This window comes from Azorhizobium sp. AG788 (assembly GCF_004364705.1).
GTDB classification, from domain to species: Bacteria; Pseudomonadota; Alphaproteobacteria; order Rhizobiales; family Xanthobacteraceae; genus Azorhizobium; species Azorhizobium caulinodans.
On the sequence record NZ_SOBM01000009.1, the window covers coordinates 200,270 to 219,344 of the forward strand.

At 67.5% G+C, this 19,075-nt stretch carries 14 protein-coding genes, 1 pseudogene and 1 riboswitch; of the genes and pseudogenes, 14 read left to right on the forward strand and 1 reads right to left on the reverse strand.

The annotated features are described in order from the left end of the window. The first annotated feature begins 34 nt into the window (after nucleotides 1-34). Genes DFO45_RS22250 through DFO45_RS22265 form a run of 4 tightly spaced genes read left to right on the forward strand, consistent with a single transcriptional unit; the run spans nucleotide 35 to nucleotide 5,493 of the window. The gene (locus DFO45_RS22250; protein ID WP_052286045.1) at nucleotides 35-664 is read left to right on the forward strand and encodes a TetR/AcrR family transcriptional regulator; all 630 of its coding nucleotides are present in this window, start codon (nucleotides 35-37) and stop codon (nucleotides 662-664) included. Further along, entirely contained in the window at nucleotides 661-1,650 is a 990-nt protein-coding gene (locus tag DFO45_RS22255; RefSeq protein WP_133866571.1) for an HlyD family efflux transporter periplasmic adaptor subunit, read from the forward strand. The genes DFO45_RS22250 and DFO45_RS22255 overlap by 4 nt, the downstream gene beginning before the upstream one ends. After that, a complete protein-coding gene (gene rbbA / locus DFO45_RS22260; RefSeq protein WP_133866572.1) occupies nucleotides 1,647-4,370 on the forward strand; it encodes a ribosome-associated ATPase/putative transporter RbbA in 2,724 nt (907 codons plus the stop codon). Before DFO45_RS22255 ends, rbbA begins: the two co-directional genes overlap by 4 nt. Nucleotide 4,371: 1 nt before the next feature. Next, nucleotides 4,372-5,493: an ABC transporter permease gene (locus DFO45_RS22265; RefSeq protein ID WP_133866573.1), complete on the forward strand. Its 1,122-nt coding sequence runs from the start codon at nucleotides 4,372-4,374 to the stop codon at nucleotides 5,491-5,493. Between the two features lie 15 nt (nucleotides 5,494-5,508). On the opposite strand, the gene DFO45_RS22270 is transcribed toward DFO45_RS22265, so the two are convergent. Continuing rightward, nucleotides 5,509-6,756 (reverse strand): Hsp70 family protein, encoded by a 1,248-nt coding sequence (locus tag DFO45_RS22270; protein WP_133866574.1) that lies wholly within the window; start codon nucleotides 6,754-6,756, stop codon nucleotides 5,509-5,511. A gap of 207 nt (nucleotides 6,757-6,963) precedes the next feature. Here DFO45_RS22270 and ugpB point away from each other — a divergent pair, with 207 nt between their 5' ends. The 10 genes and pseudogenes from ugpB to DFO45_RS22320 form a co-directional block, all read left to right on the forward strand. Beyond that, complete coding sequence (gene ugpB / locus DFO45_RS22275; protein ID WP_208299854.1) at nucleotides 6,964-8,262, forward strand: sn-glycerol-3-phosphate ABC transporter substrate-binding protein UgpB; 1,299 nt, start codon at nucleotides 6,964-6,966, stop codon at nucleotides 8,260-8,262. Between the two features lie 82 nt (nucleotides 8,263-8,344). Continuing rightward, a complete protein-coding gene (gene ugpA / locus DFO45_RS22280; protein WP_133866576.1) occupies nucleotides 8,345-9,229 on the forward strand; it encodes a sn-glycerol-3-phosphate ABC transporter permease UgpA in 885 nt (294 codons plus the stop codon). 14 nt (nucleotides 9,230-9,243) lie between these two features. After that, nucleotides 9,244-10,095 carry a sn-glycerol-3-phosphate ABC transporter permease UgpE gene (gene ugpE, locus DFO45_RS22285; RefSeq protein WP_133866618.1) on the forward strand — a complete coding sequence of 284 codons (852 nt, stop codon included), beginning with the start codon at nucleotides 9,244-9,246 and terminating at the stop codon, nucleotides 10,093-10,095. A 158-nt stretch (nucleotides 10,096-10,253) separates the two neighbouring features. Then, nucleotides 10,254-10,363, forward strand: a riboswitch (guanidine-I (ykkC/yxkD leader). A gap of 70 nt (nucleotides 10,364-10,433) precedes the next feature. Then, complete coding sequence (locus DFO45_RS22290) at nucleotides 10,434-11,543, forward strand: putative urea ABC transporter substrate-binding protein (RefSeq protein WP_133866577.1); 1,110 nt, start codon at nucleotides 10,434-10,436, stop codon at nucleotides 11,541-11,543. 147 nt (nucleotides 11,544-11,690) lie between these two features. Beyond that, nucleotides 11,691-12,506, forward strand: a complete 816-nt coding sequence (locus DFO45_RS22295; RefSeq protein ID WP_133866578.1) for an ABC transporter permease subunit — start codon at nucleotides 11,691-11,693, stop codon at nucleotides 12,504-12,506. Beyond that, nucleotides 12,503-13,321: an ABC transporter ATP-binding protein gene (locus DFO45_RS22300; protein WP_133866579.1), complete on the forward strand. Its 819-nt coding sequence runs from the start codon at nucleotides 12,503-12,505 to the stop codon at nucleotides 13,319-13,321. Before DFO45_RS22295 ends, DFO45_RS22300 begins: the two co-directional genes overlap by 4 nt. A gap of 10 nt (nucleotides 13,322-13,331) precedes the next feature. Continuing rightward, the gene (locus DFO45_RS22305) at nucleotides 13,332-14,162 is read left to right on the forward strand and encodes an urea amidolyase associated protein UAAP1 (RefSeq protein WP_133866580.1); all 831 of its coding nucleotides are present in this window, start codon (nucleotides 13,332-13,334) and stop codon (nucleotides 14,160-14,162) included. 14 nt (nucleotides 14,163-14,176) lie between these two features. Beyond that, nucleotides 14,177-14,833, forward strand: a complete 657-nt coding sequence (locus tag DFO45_RS22310; RefSeq protein ID WP_133866581.1) for an urea amidolyase associated protein UAAP2 — start codon at nucleotides 14,177-14,179, stop codon at nucleotides 14,831-14,833. A gap of 3 nt (nucleotides 14,834-14,836) precedes the next feature. Then, a complete protein-coding gene (uca, locus tag DFO45_RS22315; protein ID WP_133866582.1) occupies nucleotides 14,837-18,367 on the forward strand; it encodes an urea carboxylase in 3,531 nt (1,176 codons plus the stop codon). A gap of 17 nt (nucleotides 18,368-18,384) precedes the next feature. After that, nucleotides 18,385-18,774: pseudogene (locus tag DFO45_RS22320) on the forward strand (amidase); the annotation flags it as partial. Between the last annotated feature and the right edge of the window lie 301 nt (nucleotides 18,775-19,075).

Below are 19,075 nucleotides of genomic sequence, written 5' to 3' on the forward strand. Positions count from 1 at the left end.
GCGATCAAGGGGGATTTTGGGAGGGCGGAATCCAATGTTGGAACATGGCACGACAGCAAAGAGAAGCGATCTGGCGCGGGAAGCGGCTCTGGCGGCGGCGGTGCGGCGCTTCTCGCAGCAGAGCTATGATCAGGTGGGCCTGAGGCAGGTGGCTGCGGACGCCAGTCTCGACGTCGCCCGCGTCCACCGGCTGTTCGGCTCCAAGGAAGCGCTGTTCGCGGCCTGCGTGCGGCGGGCCTTCGGCGGCTGGAACTGGACCTCCACCGACGGACGCAGCCTCGCCCAGGAGATCGCGCAGGACCTTCTGGTGGAGCGGGAGGCCCCCGAGGGTGATCCGCTGCAGATGCTCGTACGCTCGGTCTCCGATCCGCACGCAGGCCCCATCCTGCGCGCTTGGTGCGAAGAGAGCTTCCTCGAGCCCGTCGCCCGCATCCTGCGATCGGGTGGCCGCCCGGTATCGGAGGCGGAAGTGGCGGAGCGCGTGGCACTGGTCGCGGCCTGCTGCTTCGGCATCGCCGTCATGCGCAAGGTCATGGCCGTGCCCGCTCTCGCCAAGGCCGATGCGAGTGCGCTGTCCCGGCGCATCGAACACCTCCTCAGTTGCCCCCTTGTCATCGAGGAGGCGCCACACTCCAGTCCAGAGATACTTGAGCCAGCTTCATGACGCGACGCATCGGGCTTCTCGTTTTCCTCGCCATCGTCGTCCTAGCGGCCGGCGGCGGATACTATGTGTACCAGCACCGCCAGACCCTGCCCCCCGGCATCCTCGCCGCCAACGGGCGCATCGAGGCAACCGAAGTGGACGTGGCGGCGAAATATGCCGGCCGCGTCGCGGAAGTGCTCGTGGAGGAAGGGGACTTCGTGCGCCAGGGCCAGGTGCTCGCGCGCATGGATGTGCAGGAAACGGAAGCCTCGCTGCGGAGCGCACAGGCACAAGCCGAACAGGCCCAGCGCTCCTATGAGCAGGCCAAGCACGTGGTGGAGCAGCGGCGCGGCGAACTCGATCTCGCGGTCAAGGAACTGGAGCGCGACGAGACGCTGCTCACCAAGGGCTTTGCCACCCAGCAGAAGGTGGACCAGCAGCGCACCGCCAAGGTCACGTCGGAAGCCGCGTTGAATGCGGCCCTGAGTGCCGTGGCCGCCTACGAGGCGGCGATCCGCTCGGCCAAGGCGGAGGTGGACCGCCTGACCCGTCAGGTGGTGGACGGCACGCTCACCGCGCCGCGGTCGGGGCGCGTGCTCTACCGCCTCGCCGAGCCCGGCGAGGTGCTGGCGGCCGGCGGCAAGGTGCTGACCCTGCTCGACCTGTCCGACGTGTATATGACCGTCTTCCTGCCCGCAGCCGCGGCCGGCAAGGTGGGGCTCGGCGCCGACGCCCGCTTGCTGCTGGAGCCGATCCCGGATCTCGCCATCCCCGCGAAGGTTTCCTTCATCTCGGCCCGCGCCCAGTTCACGCCCAAGCAGGTGGAAACGCAGAGCGAACGGGACCGGATGATGTTCCGCACCAAGGTGCGCATCCCCACCGAGCTGGTGCAGAAATACATGGAACAGGCGAAGACCGGCGTCACCGGCGTCGCCTATGTGCGGATCGACCCCAATACACCCTGGCCGAGCTGGCTGGAATCCGACCTGACCCGGACCACGCCATGATCGCGCAAGCCCCGGCTGCAACCGGCGGCTTCCGCGTCGCCGGCGTCGTGCACCGCTATGGCCCGGTGACCGCCGTCAACGACGTAACGCTGGCGCTGGCGGGCGGCGGGGCCATGGCACTGGTGGGGCCGGACGGGGTGGGCAAGTCCACCCTCCTCGCCCTCATCGCCGGGGCCAAGCGCATCCAGACGGGACAGGTGGAGGCGCTGGGTGCGGATTTCGCCTCCCGGCGCGCCCGAGAGGCAGTGCAGCCGCGCATCGCCTTCATGCCACAGGGGCTCGGCAAGAATCTCTATCCCGGCCTGACGGTGCGCGAGAACATCGCCTTCTTCGCCCGCCTCTTCGGTGCCGACGCCAAGGCAGCCGAGGCCCGCATGGCGCCGCTGCTGGAAGCCGTCGGCCTTGCCCCCTTCGCCGACCGCCTGATGCGCAAGCTCTCCGGCGGCATGAAGCAGAAGCTCGGTCTGTGCTGCGCGCTCGTGCACGAGCCCGATCTGCTGCTGCTCGACGAGCCCACCACGGGCGTCGATCCCCTCTCTCGCCGCCAGTTCTGGGAACTGGTGGACGCCATCCGCGCCGACCGGCCGAACCTCGCCTTGCTGGTCGCCACCGCCGACATGGAGGAAGCCGCCCGCTTCCCGCGCGTGGTGATGATGAACGATGGCAAGATCCTCGCGGACGGCACCCCGGCTGAGCTCCTCGCCCGCACCGGGGAAGGCGACCTCGAGCGCGCCTTCATCGCCTTGCTGCCCCCCGAGGCGCGGGGCAGCGACATCGCGCCCGGGGCCCGTGCGGCGATCCCGGATGATGCCCCCGTCGCCATCGAATCGCGCGGACTCACCCGGCGGTTCGGCGACTTCGTCGCGGTGGATGCGGTCAATTTCACCATCCGCAAGGGCGAGATCTTCGGCTTCCTCGGCTCCAACGGCTGCGGCAAGTCCACCACCATGAAGATGCTCACCGGCCTCCTGCCCGCCTCAAGCGGCGAGGCGCTGCTGTTCGGCAAGCCGGTGGGGGCCAACGACATGGAGACCCGGCGCCGCGTCGGCTACATGTCCCAGAGCTTCTCGCTCTATGGCGACCTCACGGTGCGGCAGAACCTCGACCTGCACGCCCGTCTGTTCGCCCTGCCCGAGGAAGCGGGCAAGGCGCGCATCGCAGAACTCGCGCGCGACTACGACCTCGCAGACGTGCTGGACACGCTCGCCGACAGCCTGCCGCTCGGCGTGCGGCAGCGCCTGTCACTCGCGGTCGCGGTGCTGCACCGGCCGGAAGTTCTGATCCTCGACGAGCCGACCTCCGGCGTCGATCCCGTGGCCCGCGACGGCTTCTGGTCGCATCTGCTGCGCCTCTCCCGCGAGGATGGCGTCACCATCTTCATCTCCACCCACTTCATGGGCGAGGCGAGCCGCTGCGACCGCATCTCCTTCATGCATGCGGGCCGCGTCATCGCCACCGGCACGCCGACGCAGTTGCAGGAAGACAAGCACGCCGCGAGCCTTGAAGAGGCCTTCGTCGCCTATATGGAGGCGGGTGGCCGCAGCGCCGGTGGCCCGCCACGCCTGCCGCCATCCCCGGCCGAGAATGGCCGGCGCAAGCTGTTCTCCCTGCGCCGCATGCGGGCCTATTCCGGCCGCGAGGCGGTGGAGCTGAGCCGCGATCCCGTGCGCCTCACCTTCGCGCTGCTGGGCACGGCGCTGCTGATGCTCATCTTCGGCTATGGCATCACGCTCGACGTGGACCATGTCCGCTTCGCCGTGCTGGACCGCGACCAGACGCCGGAAAGCCGGCTCTATGCCGACACCTTCGCCCACTCCTCCTATTTCGACGTTGAGGCGCCCCTCGCCTCGCCGGCGGAACTGGAGCGGCGGCTGCAATCCAACGACATCGCCTTCGCCATCGAGATCCCGCCCCAGTTCGGCGCCGACCTGCGCACGGGACGGCAGACCGAAGTGCTGGTGACCGTTGATGGCGCCATGCCGTTCCGCGCCGAGACCATACAGGGCTATGTGGAAGGCGCGCACACGCAGTTCCTCACTGAGATGGCCGCGGCCGCGGGCAAGACGGTCACGACCGGCGCCAGCCTCGCCATGCGCTATCGCTACAACCAGTCCTTCCGCAGCATCGATGCCATGGTGCCGGCGGTGATCGCGCTGATGCTGGTCTTCATTCCCTCCGTGCTGACCGCGCTCGGCGTGGTGACGGAGAAGGAGCTGGGATCGATCACCAATCTCTATGTGACGCCGGTCACCAAGCTGGAATTCCTGCTGGGCAAGCAGCTGCCCTATGTGGCGCTTGGTTGCTTCAATTATCTGGTCATGGTGGGCATGGCGCTCGTCATCTTCGGCGTGCCGCTGAAGGGGAGCTTCCTCGGCCTCTCGCTGGCGGCGGTGGGCTATGTGCTCGGCACGACCGCCATCGGCCTCGTCTCCTCCACCCTCACGCGCACGCAGGTGGCCGCCCTCTTCGCCACCACGCTCGCGACCATGATGCCAGCCACCCAGTTCTCCGGCATGCTCCAGCCGGTGGCGACGCTGGAGGGCGGCGCGCGGGTGATCGGCACCCTCTTCCCCACCAGCTATTTCCTGCGGGCGAGCGTTGGCGCCTTCACCAAGGGGCTCGACTTCGGGGCGCTGCTGCCCTTCGCCCTCGTCTGCTTCGCCTTCTGGCCGGCGCTGCTGCTCATCGCCCATACGCTCCTCAGAAAGCAGGAGACGTGAGATGAACTTCAGCGCCCTCTCTGCCCTGATCCGCAAGGAACTCATCAGCCTCTGGCGCGACCGGGGGATGCTGATCCTGGTGCTCTATGCCTTCACCGCCGCCATCTACATGCAGGCGAACGGCATGAAGCATGACCTCAACCGCGCCACCGTGGGCGTGGTGGACGAGGACAATTCCACGCTGTCCCACGCCATCATCGACGCCCTGATGCCGCCCCGCTTCCAGACGCCCGTCGCGCTGGCGCCGCAGGACGTGGACCGGCTGATGGACAGCGCACGCTACACTTTCGTGCTGAACTTCCCGCCCAAGTTCCAGTCGGACGTGCTGGCGGGGCGTTCCCCGTCGGTGCAACTGCTCATCGATGCCACGGCGCTGATGCAGGCCGGGCTCGGTGCCAATTACATCTCGGAGATCTTCCAGCAGGAGGTGAACCGCTTCCTCCAGCGGGAAGGCAACGGCGCCCAGACGCCGGTGGAACTGCACATCCGCGCCGCCTTCAACCAGACGCTGGAATCCTCCTGGTTCACCGGCACCATGGGCCTCATCAACAACATCACCATGCTCTCGGTGCTGCTGGCCGGCGCGGCCCTCATCCGCGAGCGCGAGCACGGCACGCTGGAGCATGTGCTGGTGCTGCCGGTGCGCCCGGTCGAGATCATGATGGCCAAGATCATCGCCAATGGCGCGGTGATCCTGCTGGTGACCGCGCTTTCCATCCTCGGGGTACTGCAAGGGGTAATGGGCATGGCCATCGCCGGCTCTATCCCGCTGTTCCTGCTGGGGGTGGCCTTCTATCTCTTCTTCTCGGCCTCGTTCGGCATCTTTCTCGGCACAGTGTCCGGTTCCATGCCGCAGCTCGGCCTGCTGTTCATCCTCACCATCCTGCCCATGAACCTGCTCTCGGGTGGCTTCACGCCGCTGGAGAGCATGCCGCAATGGATGCAGTGGGCGACGCAGCTCTCGCCCTCCACCCATTTCGTCGCCTTCGCACAGGCGATCCTCTACCGGGGCGCGGGTTTCGAGGTGGTGTGGCCGCGCTTCCTGGCCGTGCTCGCCATCGGCGGCCTGTTCTTCGCCTTCAGCCTCGCCCGCTTCCGCAGCTTCATGGCCTCGCAGCAATAGGCCGGCAGCGCCCCCTCAGCCGAAGCGGCGGCGGGCTTCCAGCGCGAGGCCCGTGCCCACCGAGCCGAAGGTGTCGCCATCCACCACGCGAGCGTTCGGCACCGCCGCGAGGATGGCGGAGCGCACATGGGCGAGGCGGGTGGAGCCGCCGGTGAGGAAGACCGCATCGATCTGATCGGCCGTGAGCCCCGCCTGTTCCAGGCACACCCCGACGCGACGGGCCACCCGCTCGGCGAGCGTTGCGGTGTGGGTCTCAAGGCCACCGCGGTCGAGTTCGGCGATCAGGCCGGCTTCGACTTCCTTGAGATCGAGCCGGGCCGCGCCATCCTCCGCCAGCGCGATCTTGGCGCCTTCGGTGGCGATGGCGAGCGTGTGGCCGCGCTGATCCTCGATCACCTTCAGGAGGCGATCCAGCAGCGCCGGATGGGCGGCATCGCGCTTCACTTCGACAATCTCACGCACGGTCTTCGGCGTGTAGAGCCGGTTGATGGCCGACCATGTGGCGAGGTCGAAATAATAGGCGCTCGGCACATCTCGGCCCGGCTGCTTCATGGGGCTGCGATAGCCGAGGAGGGGCATGACGATGCTGAGCGAGAGCTGGCGGTCGAAATCCGTGCCGCCGATGCGCACGCCGTCATTGGCGAGAATGTCGTCCACCCGGTCCGGCTTCGTCCGCCGTTCCGGGGCAAGGCGCACGATGGAGAAGTCCGACGTGCCGCCGCCGATGTCCGCGATCAGCGCCAGTTCCTCGTGTGTCACCTGCTGCTCGTAATCGAGCGCGGCGGCAATGGGCTCGTACTGGAAGGAGACCGCCGAGAAGCCGATGCTGTGGGCGATCTCCTCCAGCGCGTCCTGCGCCTTCGCATTGCCCGCCGCATCGTCGTCCACGAAAAAGACCGGGCGCCCCATCACCACCTTGTCGAGCCCAACGCCCCGGTCCGCCTCCGCGCGGGCCTTCACGGTGGCGATGAACTCGCCGATCACGGCGCGGAACGGGATGCGCCGCCGGCCGACAGCCGTCGTCTCGTCGAGGAGCGCCGTTCCGAGCACGGATTTCAGCGCCCGCATGAGGCGGCCGTCCTCGCCTTCCACATAAGCGCGCACGGCGGCGCGGCCGATGCGCGGATGGCCGGCCCGGTCATAGAAGACCGCGCTCGGCACGGTGTCGCGCCCGTCCTCCAGTGCCGCGAGCACGGCGCCATGGCCATTGGGCAGGCCGAGCGTGGTGTTGGATGTGCCGAAATCGAGGCCGCAGGCCGCCATGGGGGATCTCCGAGGGGCGGGCTTGGTACGCGCTCGTCGCCGCGGGATCAAGGCCATTCGTTATTGCGGTAAGGCCGTCATCGGGCCTTCATAGGGACGTCATGGCCGCGTCACGCATTCCTCGCAAGCAACGAACGAGGCTGGCGCGGCCAGCAGAGGGAGGCGGACATGGGCATTCACGAGACCGTATGGAGCAAAGCGGCGCGCATGCTGGCGGCAAGCCTCGCCGGCGTGATGCTGGGCGGCGCGGGCGCGCAGGCGGCAACAGAGATCCAGTGGTGGCACGCCATGTCCGGCCCGCTCGGCGAGAAGCTGGAGAAGATCGCCAGCGACTTCAACGCCTCCCAGAGCGACTACAAGATCGTTCCGGTGTTCAAGGGCTCCTATCCCGAGGCCATGACGGGGGCGATCGCCGCCTTCCGCGCCAAGCAGAACCCCGCTCTGGTGCAGGTGTTCGAGGTCGGCACCGCCACCATGATGGCCGCCAAGGGCGCCGTCTATCCGGTCTACAAGCTCATGGCCGAGCAGAACGAGCCGTTCGACACCAAGACCTATCTGCCGGCGGTGACGGGCTATTATTCGGACACGCAGGGCAACATGCTGTCCTTCCCGTTCAACTCCTCCACCACGATCCTTTATTACAACAAGGATCTGTTCAAAAAGGCGGGCCTCGACCCCAACACGCCGCCCAAGACCTGGCCGGAACTGGAAGAAATGGCCAAGAAGCTCCAGGCCTCCGGCACGGCATGCGGCTTCACCACCCAGTGGCCTTCGTGGGTGAATGTGGAGAACCTGTCCGCCTGGCATAACGTCGCCATCGGCACCAAGCAAAACGGCATGGGCGGGCTCGACACCCAGCTCACCATCTCCAACCCGCTGGTGCAGAGCCACTGGGAGAAGCTCGCCGAGTGGCAGAAGACGAAGATCTTCGATTACGGCGGCCGGCAGGCGAAGGCCGACCCGAAGTTCTTCTCCGGCGAATGCGGCATGTCCATCGGCTCTTCCGCCGCCCGCGCCGCCATCCTCGCCAATGCCAAATTCGATCTCGGCTATGGCATGATGCCCTACTGGCCGCAGGTGAAGGGCGCGCCGCAGAATTCCATCATCGGCGGCGCCAGCCTGTGGGTGCTCACGGGCCGTCCGCAGGCCGAGTACAAGGGCCTCGCCAAGTTCTTCACCTATCTGTCGAAGCCCGAGGTGCAGGCCTGGTGGCACGAGCAGACCGGCTATCTGCCCATCACTCCGGCCGCCTATGACTTTGCCAAGGCGGAGGGCTTCTATGCGAAGAACCCCGGGGCCGACATCTCCATTCTGCAGATGACGCTGAACCCTCCGACGGAAAACTCCAAGGGCCTGCGCTTTGGCTCCTTCGCCCAGATCCGTGACGTGATCGAGGAGGAGCTGGAGGCGACGCTCGCCGGCCAGAAGACAGCCAAGGCGGCGCTCGATGCGGCGCAGGAGCGCGGCAACACGCTGCTGCGGGCCTTCGAGAAGGCGAACCAGTAGGTTCTTGGCGCCTAACTCACATGGCCCGGCCGGAGCGTCCGGCCGGGCCTCTCCGCTCTCCTGAAAGCTGATCCGAGCCGCCATGCAGGCCAAGCGCGTCACCTTTCCCAACCGGCTGCTGCCCTATCTGTTGCTGGCGCCGCAGCTGGCGGTGACGTTCATCTTCTTCATTTGGCCCGCGCTGGAAGCGCTCACCGGCTCGGTCTTCACCGAAGACGCCTTCGGCCTCTCCAAGCAGTTCGTGGGCCTTGAGAATTTCGCGGCCCTGTTCCGGGATTCGGCCTATCTGGAGGCGGTGGGCGTCACCTTCCTGTTTTCCGGTGCGGTGGCGACCCTCTCGCTCGGCCTCGGGCTGCTGCTGGCGCTGGCGGCGGAGAAGGCCGGCAAGCTCGCCGGCCTCTACCGCACGCTGCTGATCTGGCCCTATGCGGTGGCGCCCGCCGTGGCGGCGGTGATGTTCTGGTTCATGTTCGATCCGAGCGTCGGCATCGCCGCGCGGGGCCTGAAGGCCCTCGGCATCACCTGGAACCACTTCCTCGACGGCCGTCAGGCGCTGCTGCTGGTCATCCTCGCCGCCACCTGGAAGCAGGTCAGCTACAATCTCCTGTTCTTCTATGCGGGCCTAAGGGCCATTCCGCGCCCGCTGATCGAGGCGGCCGCTATCGACGGAGCAGGGCCGTTCCGCCGCTTCACCGCCATCGTATTTCCGCTGCTGGCGCCCACCACCTTCTTTCTGCTGGTGGTGAACGTGACCTATGCCTTCTTCGACACCTTCGGCGTGATCCATGCCACCACCGGCGGCGGGCCGGGGCGGGCCACCACGACGCTGGTCTACAAGGTGTTCAAGGACGGGTTCGAGGGGCTGGACCTCGGCGCCTCCTCGGCCCAGTCCGTGGTGCTGCTCGCCATCGTGGCGGGCCTCACCGTCATCCAGTTCCGCCATATCGAACGCAAGGTGCACTATTGATGGCCCGCGACGGAATGGTGGAGCGCGATCGCGGGCTGACGGTGGCCGCCCATGCCCTGCTCATCCTCGGCGTCGCCATCATGGTGCTGCCGGTCTATCTCGCCTTCATCGCCTCCACCCATCCGGGCGCCGATTTTCTCTCCGGCCGCATCGGCGTGCTGCCGGGGCCCGATCTCGTCGCCAATTATGCCGGGCTCATCGGCACGGGCGCGGGCCTTCAGGGCTTCCCGCCGGTGGGGCCCATGCTCTGGAACAGCCTTGTCATGGCGCTCGGCATCGCCGCCGGCAAGATCGCCATCTCGCTGCTCTCGGCCTTCGCCATCTGCTATTTCCGCTTTCCCTTCCGGGTGACGGCCTTCTGGATCATCTTCATCACCTTGATGCTGCCGGTGGAGGTGCGCATCCTGCCCACCTACAAGGTGGTGGCCGACCTTTCCCTGCTGAACACGCAGGGTGGCCTCATCCTGCCGCTGATCGCCAGCGCCACCGCCACCTTCCTGTTTCGGCAGGTGTTCATGACCATTCCGGACGAAATGACGGAAGCCGCGCGCATGGACGGCGCGGGGCCTCTCGCCTTCTTCTGGCACATCCTCCTGCCGCTCTCGCGCACCAATATCGCGGCACTGTTCGTCATCCTCTTCATCTATGGCTGGAACCAGTATCTGTGGCCGCTCATGGTGACGACGGACGCCGACCACTACACCGTTGTCACCACCATCCAGCGCCTCGTCTCCACCGCCACGCAGGAGGCGCCCGTATGGCATCTGGTCATGGCCACCGCCATCCTCGCGCTGCTGCCGCCGGTGGCGGTGGTGCTGCTCATGCAGCGCCTCTTCGTCGAAGGGCTGACCGCCACCGAAAAGTGAGGCGGGCCACCTGTATGCAAAAGCGCGTAAGCGAGGTAATTTTGGCTAAAATTTAGACAAATGCCCCGCCGCTGGGCGGCATTCCGATGCACTGCAATATGCCTACCCTTGATTCTACAGACCTTTTTCGTGGCACGCGGCTTGCTTCATAGGACGACAGAGTTGGTGGCTAGGGTTCCGACGCCGGAAGGCGTGTCTGGTCCGAGAGCTGCCACCGGTCCGGGAGACATCCGGATCGGGCGCACGGCGGGATAAAAGCCCGGGAGACCTCGGTGGCCAAGGAATTGGTGGCACGCGAGTCTCCGCCAATTCCCCGATTTTTCAGCAAGGGGAACACAATGCGCTTCTCGTTTTCGACGCTTCTTCCCTCGTCCATTGCCCGCCGCACGGCGGTGCTCGGCGCGGCCGCCGCGCTGGCGCTGTCCGTCTCCGGCCTTGCCGCACCCGCCGAAGCCGCGCCCAAGAAGGACTTCAAGGTCGCTTGGTCCATCTATGTGGGCTGGATGCCCTGGGGCTATGCCGCCGACCATGGCATCGTGAAGAAGTGGGCCGACAAATACGGCATCAAGATCGACGTGGTGCAGTTCAACGACTATGTCGAGAGCATCAACCAGTACACCGCCGGCGCCTTTGACGCGCTGACCGTGACCAATATGGACGCCCTCTCCGTGCCCGCCGCCGGCGGCGTGGACACCACCGCCGTCATCATGGGCGACTTCTCCAACGGCAATGACGCGGTGATCCTCAAGGGCAAGGACAAGCTCTCGGACATCAAGGGCCAGAAGGTCAATCTGGTCGAATTCTCCGTCTCCCATTATCTGCTGGCCCGCGCGCTGGAGAGCATCAAGCTTACCGAGCGCGACGTGAAGGTGGTGAACACCTCGGACGCGGACATGGTGGCCGCATACAAGACCAAGGCCGTGACCTCGGTGGTGACCTGGAACCCGCTGGTCTCCGAAATCCTCGCCGAGAAGAGCGCCCACAGCGTCTTCGACAGCTCCAAGATCCCCGGCGAGATCATGGACCTGATGGTCGCCAATACGCAGACGCTCAATGACAATCCGGACTTCGGCAAGGCGCTCGCCGGCATCTGGTACGAGACCGTCGCCCTGATGACCGCCGAGAGCGAGGCCGGCAAGCAGGCCCGCACCGACATGGGCAAGGCCTCCGGCACCGATCTCGCCGGCTTCGAAAGCCAGCTCAAGGCCACCAAGCTGTTCGACAAGGCCGCCGATGCCGTCGCCTTCGTGAAGTCGCCGGCGGTGGGCACGACCATGGACCGGGTGCGCAAGTTCCTGTTCGAGAAGAAGCTGCTCGGCGAGAATGCCAAATCCGCCGACGCGGTGGGCATCGCCCTGCCCGACGGCAAGGTGCTGGGCGACGCCAAGAATGTGAAGCTGCGCTTCGTGGACACCTACATGGCCCTCGCCGCCGACGGCAAGCTCTGAGGCGAGGGGGAGGAGGGGCCGGGCCCGGCCGCATATGCGGAGAGCGTCTTACCCCCCTCCCCACCCCTCCCCCACAAGGGGGGAGGGAGCTTACCACGCCTCCCACATAAGGGAGGTTCCAAACCCAACCCGGAGCCCGCAACGCCCATGCGCCTCATCAACCGCCGGCCGGACCGCACGGCAGCGCTGCTGCTGGCCATGCTGCCGTTCGTGCTCGTGCTCATCACCTATATCCTCGGCTCGGCCGCGCGCCTCGCGGAGAACCCCGCCGACAAGCTGCTGCCGAGCCTCGGCACCATTGCGGACGCCATCGCCCGCGTCGCCTTCAATCCCGACGCCCGCACCGGCGATTATCTTCTGCTCAACGATACGCTGGCGACGCTGGATCGCCTGCTCACGGCGCTTGGCCTCTCCACCGCCATCGCACTGGTGGTGGGCGTCACCATCGGCATGCTGCCGGCCGTGCGGGCGCTGCTCGCGCCCTTCGTCGCCATGGTGTCCATGGTGCCGCCGCTGGCGCTGCTGCCCATCCTGTTCATCGTCATGGGGCTGGGCGAGGCGTCCAAGGTGGCGCTCATCACCATCGGCGTCACGCCCTTCCTCATCCGCGACCTTGCCATGCGGGTGGAGGAACTGCCGCGCGAGCAGATCATCAAGGCCGAGACGCTGGGTGCCTCCTCCTGGCAGCTGGCGCTACGCGTGGTGCTGCCGCAGATCGCGCCCCGGCTCATCGACGCGCTGCGCCTCTCCCTCGGCCCCGCCTTCCTCTTCCTCATCGCGGCGGAGGCCATCGCGGCGGAAAGCGGGCTTGGCTATCGCATCTTCCTCGTGCGGCGCTATCTCGCCATGGATGTGATCCTGCCTTACGTGGCCTGGATCACCCTCCTCTCCGTGCTGATGGACTACGCCCTCGTGCGGCTGCGCCGCGCGCTCTTTCCCTGGTTCGGCGGGAGGACCAAGTGACCGCCATCAGCATCCGCCATCTCTGGAAGGAATATGGCGACCAGATCGTGCTCGAGGACATCAATCTCGAGTTCGCGCCCCGCTCCTTCATCGCCCTCGTCGGCCCGTCAGGCTGCGGCAAGACCACATTCCTGCGCATCCTGCTGAGCGAGGAGACCGCCACGCGCGGCGAAGTGCTGATCGGCGGCAAGCCCATCGCGCCTGAGCCGGGCGCGGATCGAGGCGTCGTGTTCCAGCGCTATTCGGTCTTTCCACACCTCACGGTGCTCGGCAACGTGCTGCTGGCGGCGGAGTTGCCCCGCGCGCCGCTCACCGGCCGCCTGTTCGGCAGCGCCCGCCGCGCGGCGGTGGAAGAGGCCCGCGCGCTCATCGCGGAAGTGGGCCTTGCGGGGGCGGAGGACAAATATCCGGCCGCGCTTTCCGGCGGCATGCAGCAGCGCCTCGCGCTGGCCCAGGCCATCATGCGCAAGCCGCGCATCCTGCTGCTGGACGAGCCCTTCGGCGCGCTCGATCCCGGCATCCGCGCCGACATCCACCAGCTCATGCGCAAGCTCTGGAACACCTGCGAGATGACGGTGGTGATGGTGACGCACGATCTGCGCGAGGCCTTCACGCTCGCCACCCGCGTCATCGCCTTCGAGCGCCGCCGCAACCGGCCCGAAGAGCGCGAGCGCTTCGGCGCCACCATTGCCCGCGACATCGAGGTCTGGCCGCCGCGCGTGGCCGGCCAGCTTGATCTTTTCCGCCCCGACCGGGACGACCCGGTTGCTGTCGAGGGGCCCGGCCGGGACGACCCGGCACTCATGCGCGCCTGAGGAGTGAGCCATGACTGCCGAAAACACAGCTGCCGACACCGAGAAGGACGCCCGCATCGCCGCCAACCGGCGACGCTATGAGGAGCTGAAGGCGGCGGGCGACCACGCCCCCGCCTCGCTCCCCGGCCCGACGGCGCGCGGCCTGCCCCTGCCCCACGGCCCGCTGACCCGCGAGATCATTCCCGCCGGCTGGTACCACACCCTGAAGCTGAAGGCGGGCGAGGCGCTGCGCCTCGCGCTCATGGACGCGCCTGCCGCCGTCTCCCTCATCTGCTGGAACGCGCACGAGACCACCGAGCGCCTCAACTATGCGGACACGCTGAAGATCCAGTGGACCGCCCGCCTCCAGAAGGGTCGCGTCCTGTTCTCCGACATGGGCCGGGTGATGCTCTCGCTCATTGAGGATACGAGCGGTGCTCATGACGCACTGATGGGCGGCTCCACCGCCGCCTCGAACCGCACCCGCTATGGCGCGAGGGCCGATGTGGAGCGGCTACGCAACACGCGGGACAATTTCATCCTCGCCGCCGGCAAGCTCGGCCTCGACCGGCGCGACATTCCCCCCGCCATCACCTTCTTCGCCCCCGTGGGCACGGATGAGACCGGCGGCCTCGTGTGGGGCACGGACAACCGGCAGGCGGGTGATTTCGTGGATCTGCGGGCCGAGATGGACCTGCTGGTCGCCCTCTCCAACTGCCCGCACCCGCTCGATCCGCGCCCGGACTATGCGGCCGGCGCCGTGGAAGCCATCCGTTTCCGGGCGACGCCGCCGGACCTTGACGACCTCTGCCGCAACGCCACCCCCGAGGCCGCCCGCGGCTTCGAGAACCTCGCGCGCTGAAGGGAGAGACAGACATGAACGCCAAAGGCTTCTTCGCCGCCCCCGTTCGCGACCCCAAGACCGCCATCGCCACCCACCGCGTGCCCGCCGAGGCGCCGTGGTCCGGCCTCGTGAAGCGCGGCCAGTCCATCCGCATCATCGACCTTGAGGGCCAGCAGGCGGTGGACACGCTGTTCTACAGCGCCGCCGATTTCGCCGATCGCTATTCCGCGCAGGACACCTTGCGGGTGCAGGGCGCGGCCTATGTCACCACCGGCACGCGCCTCATCTCCAATGAAGGCCATCTGATGGGCGTCGTCACCGCCGACACCTGCGGCCGGCACGACACATCGGCGGGCGCCTGCTCGTGCGAGAGCAACACCGCCCGCTTCGGCCAGCACACGCGCTATCTCCACGCCTGCCGCGAGAACTTCGTTTATGAGGTGACGAAGCACGGCATGTCCAAGCGCGACATCGTGCCGAACATCAATTTCTTCATGAACGTGCCGATCGCGCCCAATGGCGAGCTCGCCATCGTGGATGGCGTGTCGAAGCCCGGCGACTATGTGGAGATCAAGGCGGAGATGGACCTGCTCTGCGTCATCTCCAACTGCCCGCAGATCAACAATCCCTGCAACGGCTTCAACCCCACCCCCATCGAAGTGCTGATCTTCGCGGGCGACGAGGGCTGAACCATGTTCCGCACTGTTCTGATTGCCAACCGGGGCGAGATCGCCAGCCGGATCGGGCGCACCTTGCGTGCCATGGGCATCCGCGTCGTAGCCGTCTATTCGGATGCCGACCGCTTCACGCGCGGCGTGCTGGAGGCGGACGAGGCCCATCGCCTCGGCCCCGCCCCCGCCGCCCAGAGCTATCTGGATGTGGAAGCCGTCATCGCCGCCGCCAAGGCGAGCGGGGCTGAGGCCGTCCACCCCGGCTATGGCTTCCTCTCCGAGAACGTCGCCTTCGCCGAGCGGCTGGCGGCGGAGGGTATCGCCTTCATCGGCCCCAAGCCCGAGCACCTGCGGGCCTTCGGCCTGAAGCACACGGCCCGCGAGCTGGCGCAGGCGAGCGGCGTGCCGCTGCTGCCCGGCACCGGCCTCATCGACAGCGTGGATGAGGCGCTGGCGGCGGCCGAGGCCATTTCCTATCCCGTCATGCTCAAGAGCACAGCGGGCGGTGGCGGCATCGGCATGCAGCTCTGTGCCGATGCGCAGGAACTGGCCGCTGCCTTCGAGCGCGTGCAGCGCACGGCCCGCGCCTCCTTCGGCGATGCCCGCGTCTATCTGGAGCGCTTCGTGGCGGAGGCCCGCCATGTGGAAGTGCAGATCTTCGGCAATGGGCAGGGCCGCGTGGTGGCGCTGGGCGAGCGCGACTGCTCGCTCCAGCGGCGCAACCAGAAGGTCATCGAGGAAACGCCCGCCCCGCTGCTGCCGGATGCGGTGCGCACGCGCCTGCACGCCGCCGCCGTGGCGCTGGGCGAGAGCGTCGGCTATGCCTCTGCCGGCACGGTGGAGTTCATCTATGACCCGGCGCGGGAGGAGTTCTATTTCCTGGAGGTGAATACCCGCCTTCAGGTTGAGCATCCGGTCACCGAAGCCGTGTTCGGCATCGACCTCGTGGAATGGATGGTGCGGCAGGCGGCGGGGGAAGACCCCATTCCCGCGACGCCCCTCACGCCCAAAGGCGCGGCCATCGAAGCGCGCGTCTATGCTGAAATCCCCCACGCCAATTTCCAGCCGAGCGCCGGCCTGCTCACCGAAGTCGCCTTCCCGGCCGGCGTGCGGGTGGATGGATGGGTTGAGACCGGCAGCGAGGTCACGCCTTTTTACGACCCCATGCTGGCCAAGGTCATCGTCACAGGCGCCGACCGCCCCGCCGCGCTGGCGGCGCTGAAGGCGGCGCTGGCGGAGACGCGGCTTTCCGGCATCGAGACCAACCTTGCCTATCTGCGCGCCATCGCCGCCTCGGACCTGTTCGCCTCCGGAAAGGTGGCGACGACCGCGCTCAAGGATTTCGCCTTCACGCCCCGCAGCATCGAGGTGCTCACTCCCGGCGCGCAGTCGAGCCTTCAGGAACTGCCCGGCCGCCTGCACCTCTGGCATGTGGGCGTGCCGCCGAGCGGACCGATGGACGCCTATTCCTTCCGGCGCGCCAATGCGCTCGTGCGCAACCACCCCGACACGGCGGCGCTGGAGCTCACCGTCAACGGCCCGACGCTGCGCTTCCACACCGCCGCTGAAGTGGCCCTCTCCGGCGCGCACATACCGGCGACGCTGGACGGGGTGAGCGTGCCGCACGACGCCGCCTTCGCGGTGAAGGCGGGGCAGGTGCTGGCCATCGGCGCCATTTCCGGAGCCGGGCAGCGCACCTATCTCGCGGTGCGCGGCGGCTTTGATGCGCCGGAAGTGCTGGGCTCGCGCGCCACCTTCGCGCTCGGCGCCTTCGGCGGCCATGCCACGAGCACGCTCAAGGGCGGCGACGTGTTGCATCTTGGCACGGCTCGGCAAGAGGCCACCGAGCTCCCGCCGGCCGCCACGCTGACGCGGGAGTGGGAGATCGGCGTCGTCTATGGTCCCCATGGCGCGCCGGATTTCTTCCAGCCGGAGGATATCGCGGACCTGTTCGAAGCCGCCTATGAGGTGCATTTCAACAGTGCCCGCACCGGCGTGCGCCTCATCGGCCCGACGCCCCGCTGGGCACGCACCGACGGCGGGGAGGCGGGGCTGCACCCCTCCAACCTGCACGACAATGCCTATGCGATCGGCGCCATCGACTTCACCGGCGACATGCCCATCATCCTCGGCCCGGACGGCCCCTCCCTCGGCGGCTTCGTCTGCCCGGCGGTGATCGCCCGCGACGAGCAGTGGAAGATGGGCCAGCTGAAGCCCGGCGACACGGTGCGCTTCCGCCCCGCCGCCCGGCCGCAGGATGCCATCGCCGGCCCGGAGGTCTTCACCGCCCCCGAAGCCGGCTCGCCCATCGTGGCGCGGCGGACGGACGGGCCGGTGGAGGTGGTCTATCGCCGGCAGGGCGACGACAACCTGCTGGTCGAGTTCGGCGACATGCGGCTCGACATCGCCTTGCGCCTGCGCGCCCACCTCATGGCGCAGGCGGTGGAAGAAGCGAAGCTGCCGGGCCTCATCGACCTCACGCCCGGCATCCGCTCGCTCCAGCTGCATTATGACGGCACGAGCCTCACCCGCGCCCGCCTGCTGGGCGCGTTGCAGGAGATCGAGGCCTCGCTGCCGGCGGCGGAAGATGTGGTGGTGCCAAGCCGCACCGTGCACCTGCCCCTCTCCTGGGACGATCCCGACGCCCAGCTCGCCATGCGCAAGTATCAGGAGCTGGTGCGCCCCAACGCGCCCTGGTGTCCCTCGAACATCGAGTTCATCCGCCGCATCAACGGACTTTCCGATGAGCAGGCGGTCAAGGATATCGTGTTCGATGCGCGCTATCTGGTGCTGGGCCTGGGCGATGTCTATCTCGGCGCGCCGGTGGCGACCCCGGTGGACCCGCGCCATCGCCTTGTCACCACCAAATACAATCCGGCCCGCACCTGGACGCCGGAGAATGCGGTGGGCATCGGCGGCGCTTACATGTGCATTTACGGCATGGAGGGGCCGGGCGGCTACCAGCTCTTCGGCCGCACCATCCAGATGTGGAACACGTGGCGCTCCACCCCGGCTTTCGCGCCCGGCACGCCCTGGCTGCTGCGCTTCTTCGACCAGATCCGCTTCTTCCCGGTCTCCCATCAGGAACTGACCGAAGCGCGCGCCGCCTTCCCGCACGGGGCCTATCCGGTGCGGATCGAGGAAGGCAGCTTCTCTTATGCGGACTATGCCGCCGGGCTGAAGCGGGACGCGGCCGCCATCTCTGCCTTCAAGACCCGCCAACAGGCCGCCTTCGAAGCAGAAAAGGCGCGCTGGAAGGCGGAGGGGCTCGACAGCTTCGTCTCCGACGAAGGCGGCCCGGCGCTCGCGCCCGATGCCATTCCCGACGGCTGCTTCGGGGTGAGCGCCAATGTGCCGGGCAACGTCTGGAAGGTGCTGGTGGAGCCCGGCGCCCCGGTGGCGGCGGGTGAGACCATCGCCATCATCGAGAGCATGAAGATGGAAATCGCCATCACCGCCCATGCGGCGGGCCGGCTGCGCGAGGTGCGGGCGGTGCCCGGCCGCACCGTGCGCACCGGCGATGTGGTGGCCGTGCTGGAGGCCGTGGCATGAGCGAGACCGCAAACACCCTGCCCATCGTCGTGGTGGGCGCCCATCTCTCGGGCATGCCGCTCAACCGCGAGCTGACGGAGCCCGGCGGCCGCTTGCTGCGCCGCTGCCGCACCGCGCCCGACTACCGCCTCTATGCCCTGCCCGGCACGGTGCCGGAGAAGCCCGGCCTCGTGCGCGAGCCCGGCTTCGAGGGGCCGGGCCTCGATGTGGAGGTGTGGGAACTGGACGCCGCCGCCTTCGGCGCCTTCGTCGCCCGCATCCCGGCGCCGCTCGGCATCGGCAAGGTGCGGCTGGAGGATGGAAGCGAAGCCTCCGGCTTCCTCTGTGAGGCACATGCGGTGAAAAACGCGCGGGAGATCACCGCGCTCGGTGGCTGGCGCGCCTATATGGCGCGCCGCGCCGGCTGAAGTGTTCCGCCACGGCGCCCAACGCGCCGTGGCGGAACCCACAGGCGAACGTCATAATTTTTGCAGCGCAACAGGCCGGGCAGACGCAAGCGCTGCCAAATTGATATATTTGTACACGAACGTCGCTGACGTTGCTTTGGCATTCGTGAATGCGCCTGCCTTCCCGCATATTCGCACCTGAAACGCCACCGCTGTTTCGCACCGCAGCAAGAAGGGACCGAGGCGATTTCATCGCAGGCAAAGTTTTAGATCGGTCTAAAAAAGTCGTTGACCACCGCCAAAGCGCTCCGTTAGACAATCA

Coding starts and splice junctions, on each gene's coding strand:
- DFO45_RS22250 (WP_052286045.1), top strand. CDS start 35: ATGTTGGAACATGGCACGACAGCAAAGAGAAGCGATCTGGCGCGGGAA.
- DFO45_RS22255 (WP_133866571.1), top strand. CDS start 661: ATGACGCGACGCATCGGGCTTCTCGTTTTCCTCGCCATCGTCGTCCTA.
- rbbA (WP_133866572.1), top strand. CDS start 1,647: ATGATCGCGCAAGCCCCGGCTGCAACCGGCGGCTTCCGCGTCGCCGGC.
- DFO45_RS22265 (WP_133866573.1), top strand. CDS start 4,372: ATGAACTTCAGCGCCCTCTCTGCCCTGATCCGCAAGGAACTCATCAGC.
- DFO45_RS22270 (WP_133866574.1), bottom strand. CDS start 6,756: ATGGCGGCCTGCGGCCTCGATTTCGGCACATCCAACACCACGCTCGGC.
- ugpB (WP_208299854.1), top strand. CDS start 6,964: ATGCTGGCGGCAAGCCTCGCCGGCGTGATGCTGGGCGGCGCGGGCGCG.
- ugpA (WP_133866576.1), top strand. CDS start 8,345: ATGCAGGCCAAGCGCGTCACCTTTCCCAACCGGCTGCTGCCCTATCTG.
- ugpE (WP_133866618.1), top strand. CDS start 9,244: ATGGTGGAGCGCGATCGCGGGCTGACGGTGGCCGCCCATGCCCTGCTC.
- DFO45_RS22290 (WP_133866577.1), top strand. CDS start 10,434: ATGCGCTTCTCGTTTTCGACGCTTCTTCCCTCGTCCATTGCCCGCCGC.
- DFO45_RS22295 (WP_133866578.1), top strand. CDS start 11,691: ATGCGCCTCATCAACCGCCGGCCGGACCGCACGGCAGCGCTGCTGCTG.
- DFO45_RS22305 (WP_133866580.1), top strand. CDS start 13,332: ATGACTGCCGAAAACACAGCTGCCGACACCGAGAAGGACGCCCGCATC.
- DFO45_RS22310 (WP_133866581.1), top strand. CDS start 14,177: ATGAACGCCAAAGGCTTCTTCGCCGCCCCCGTTCGCGACCCCAAGACC.
- uca (WP_133866582.1), top strand. CDS start 14,837: ATGTTCCGCACTGTTCTGATTGCCAACCGGGGCGAGATCGCCAGCCGG.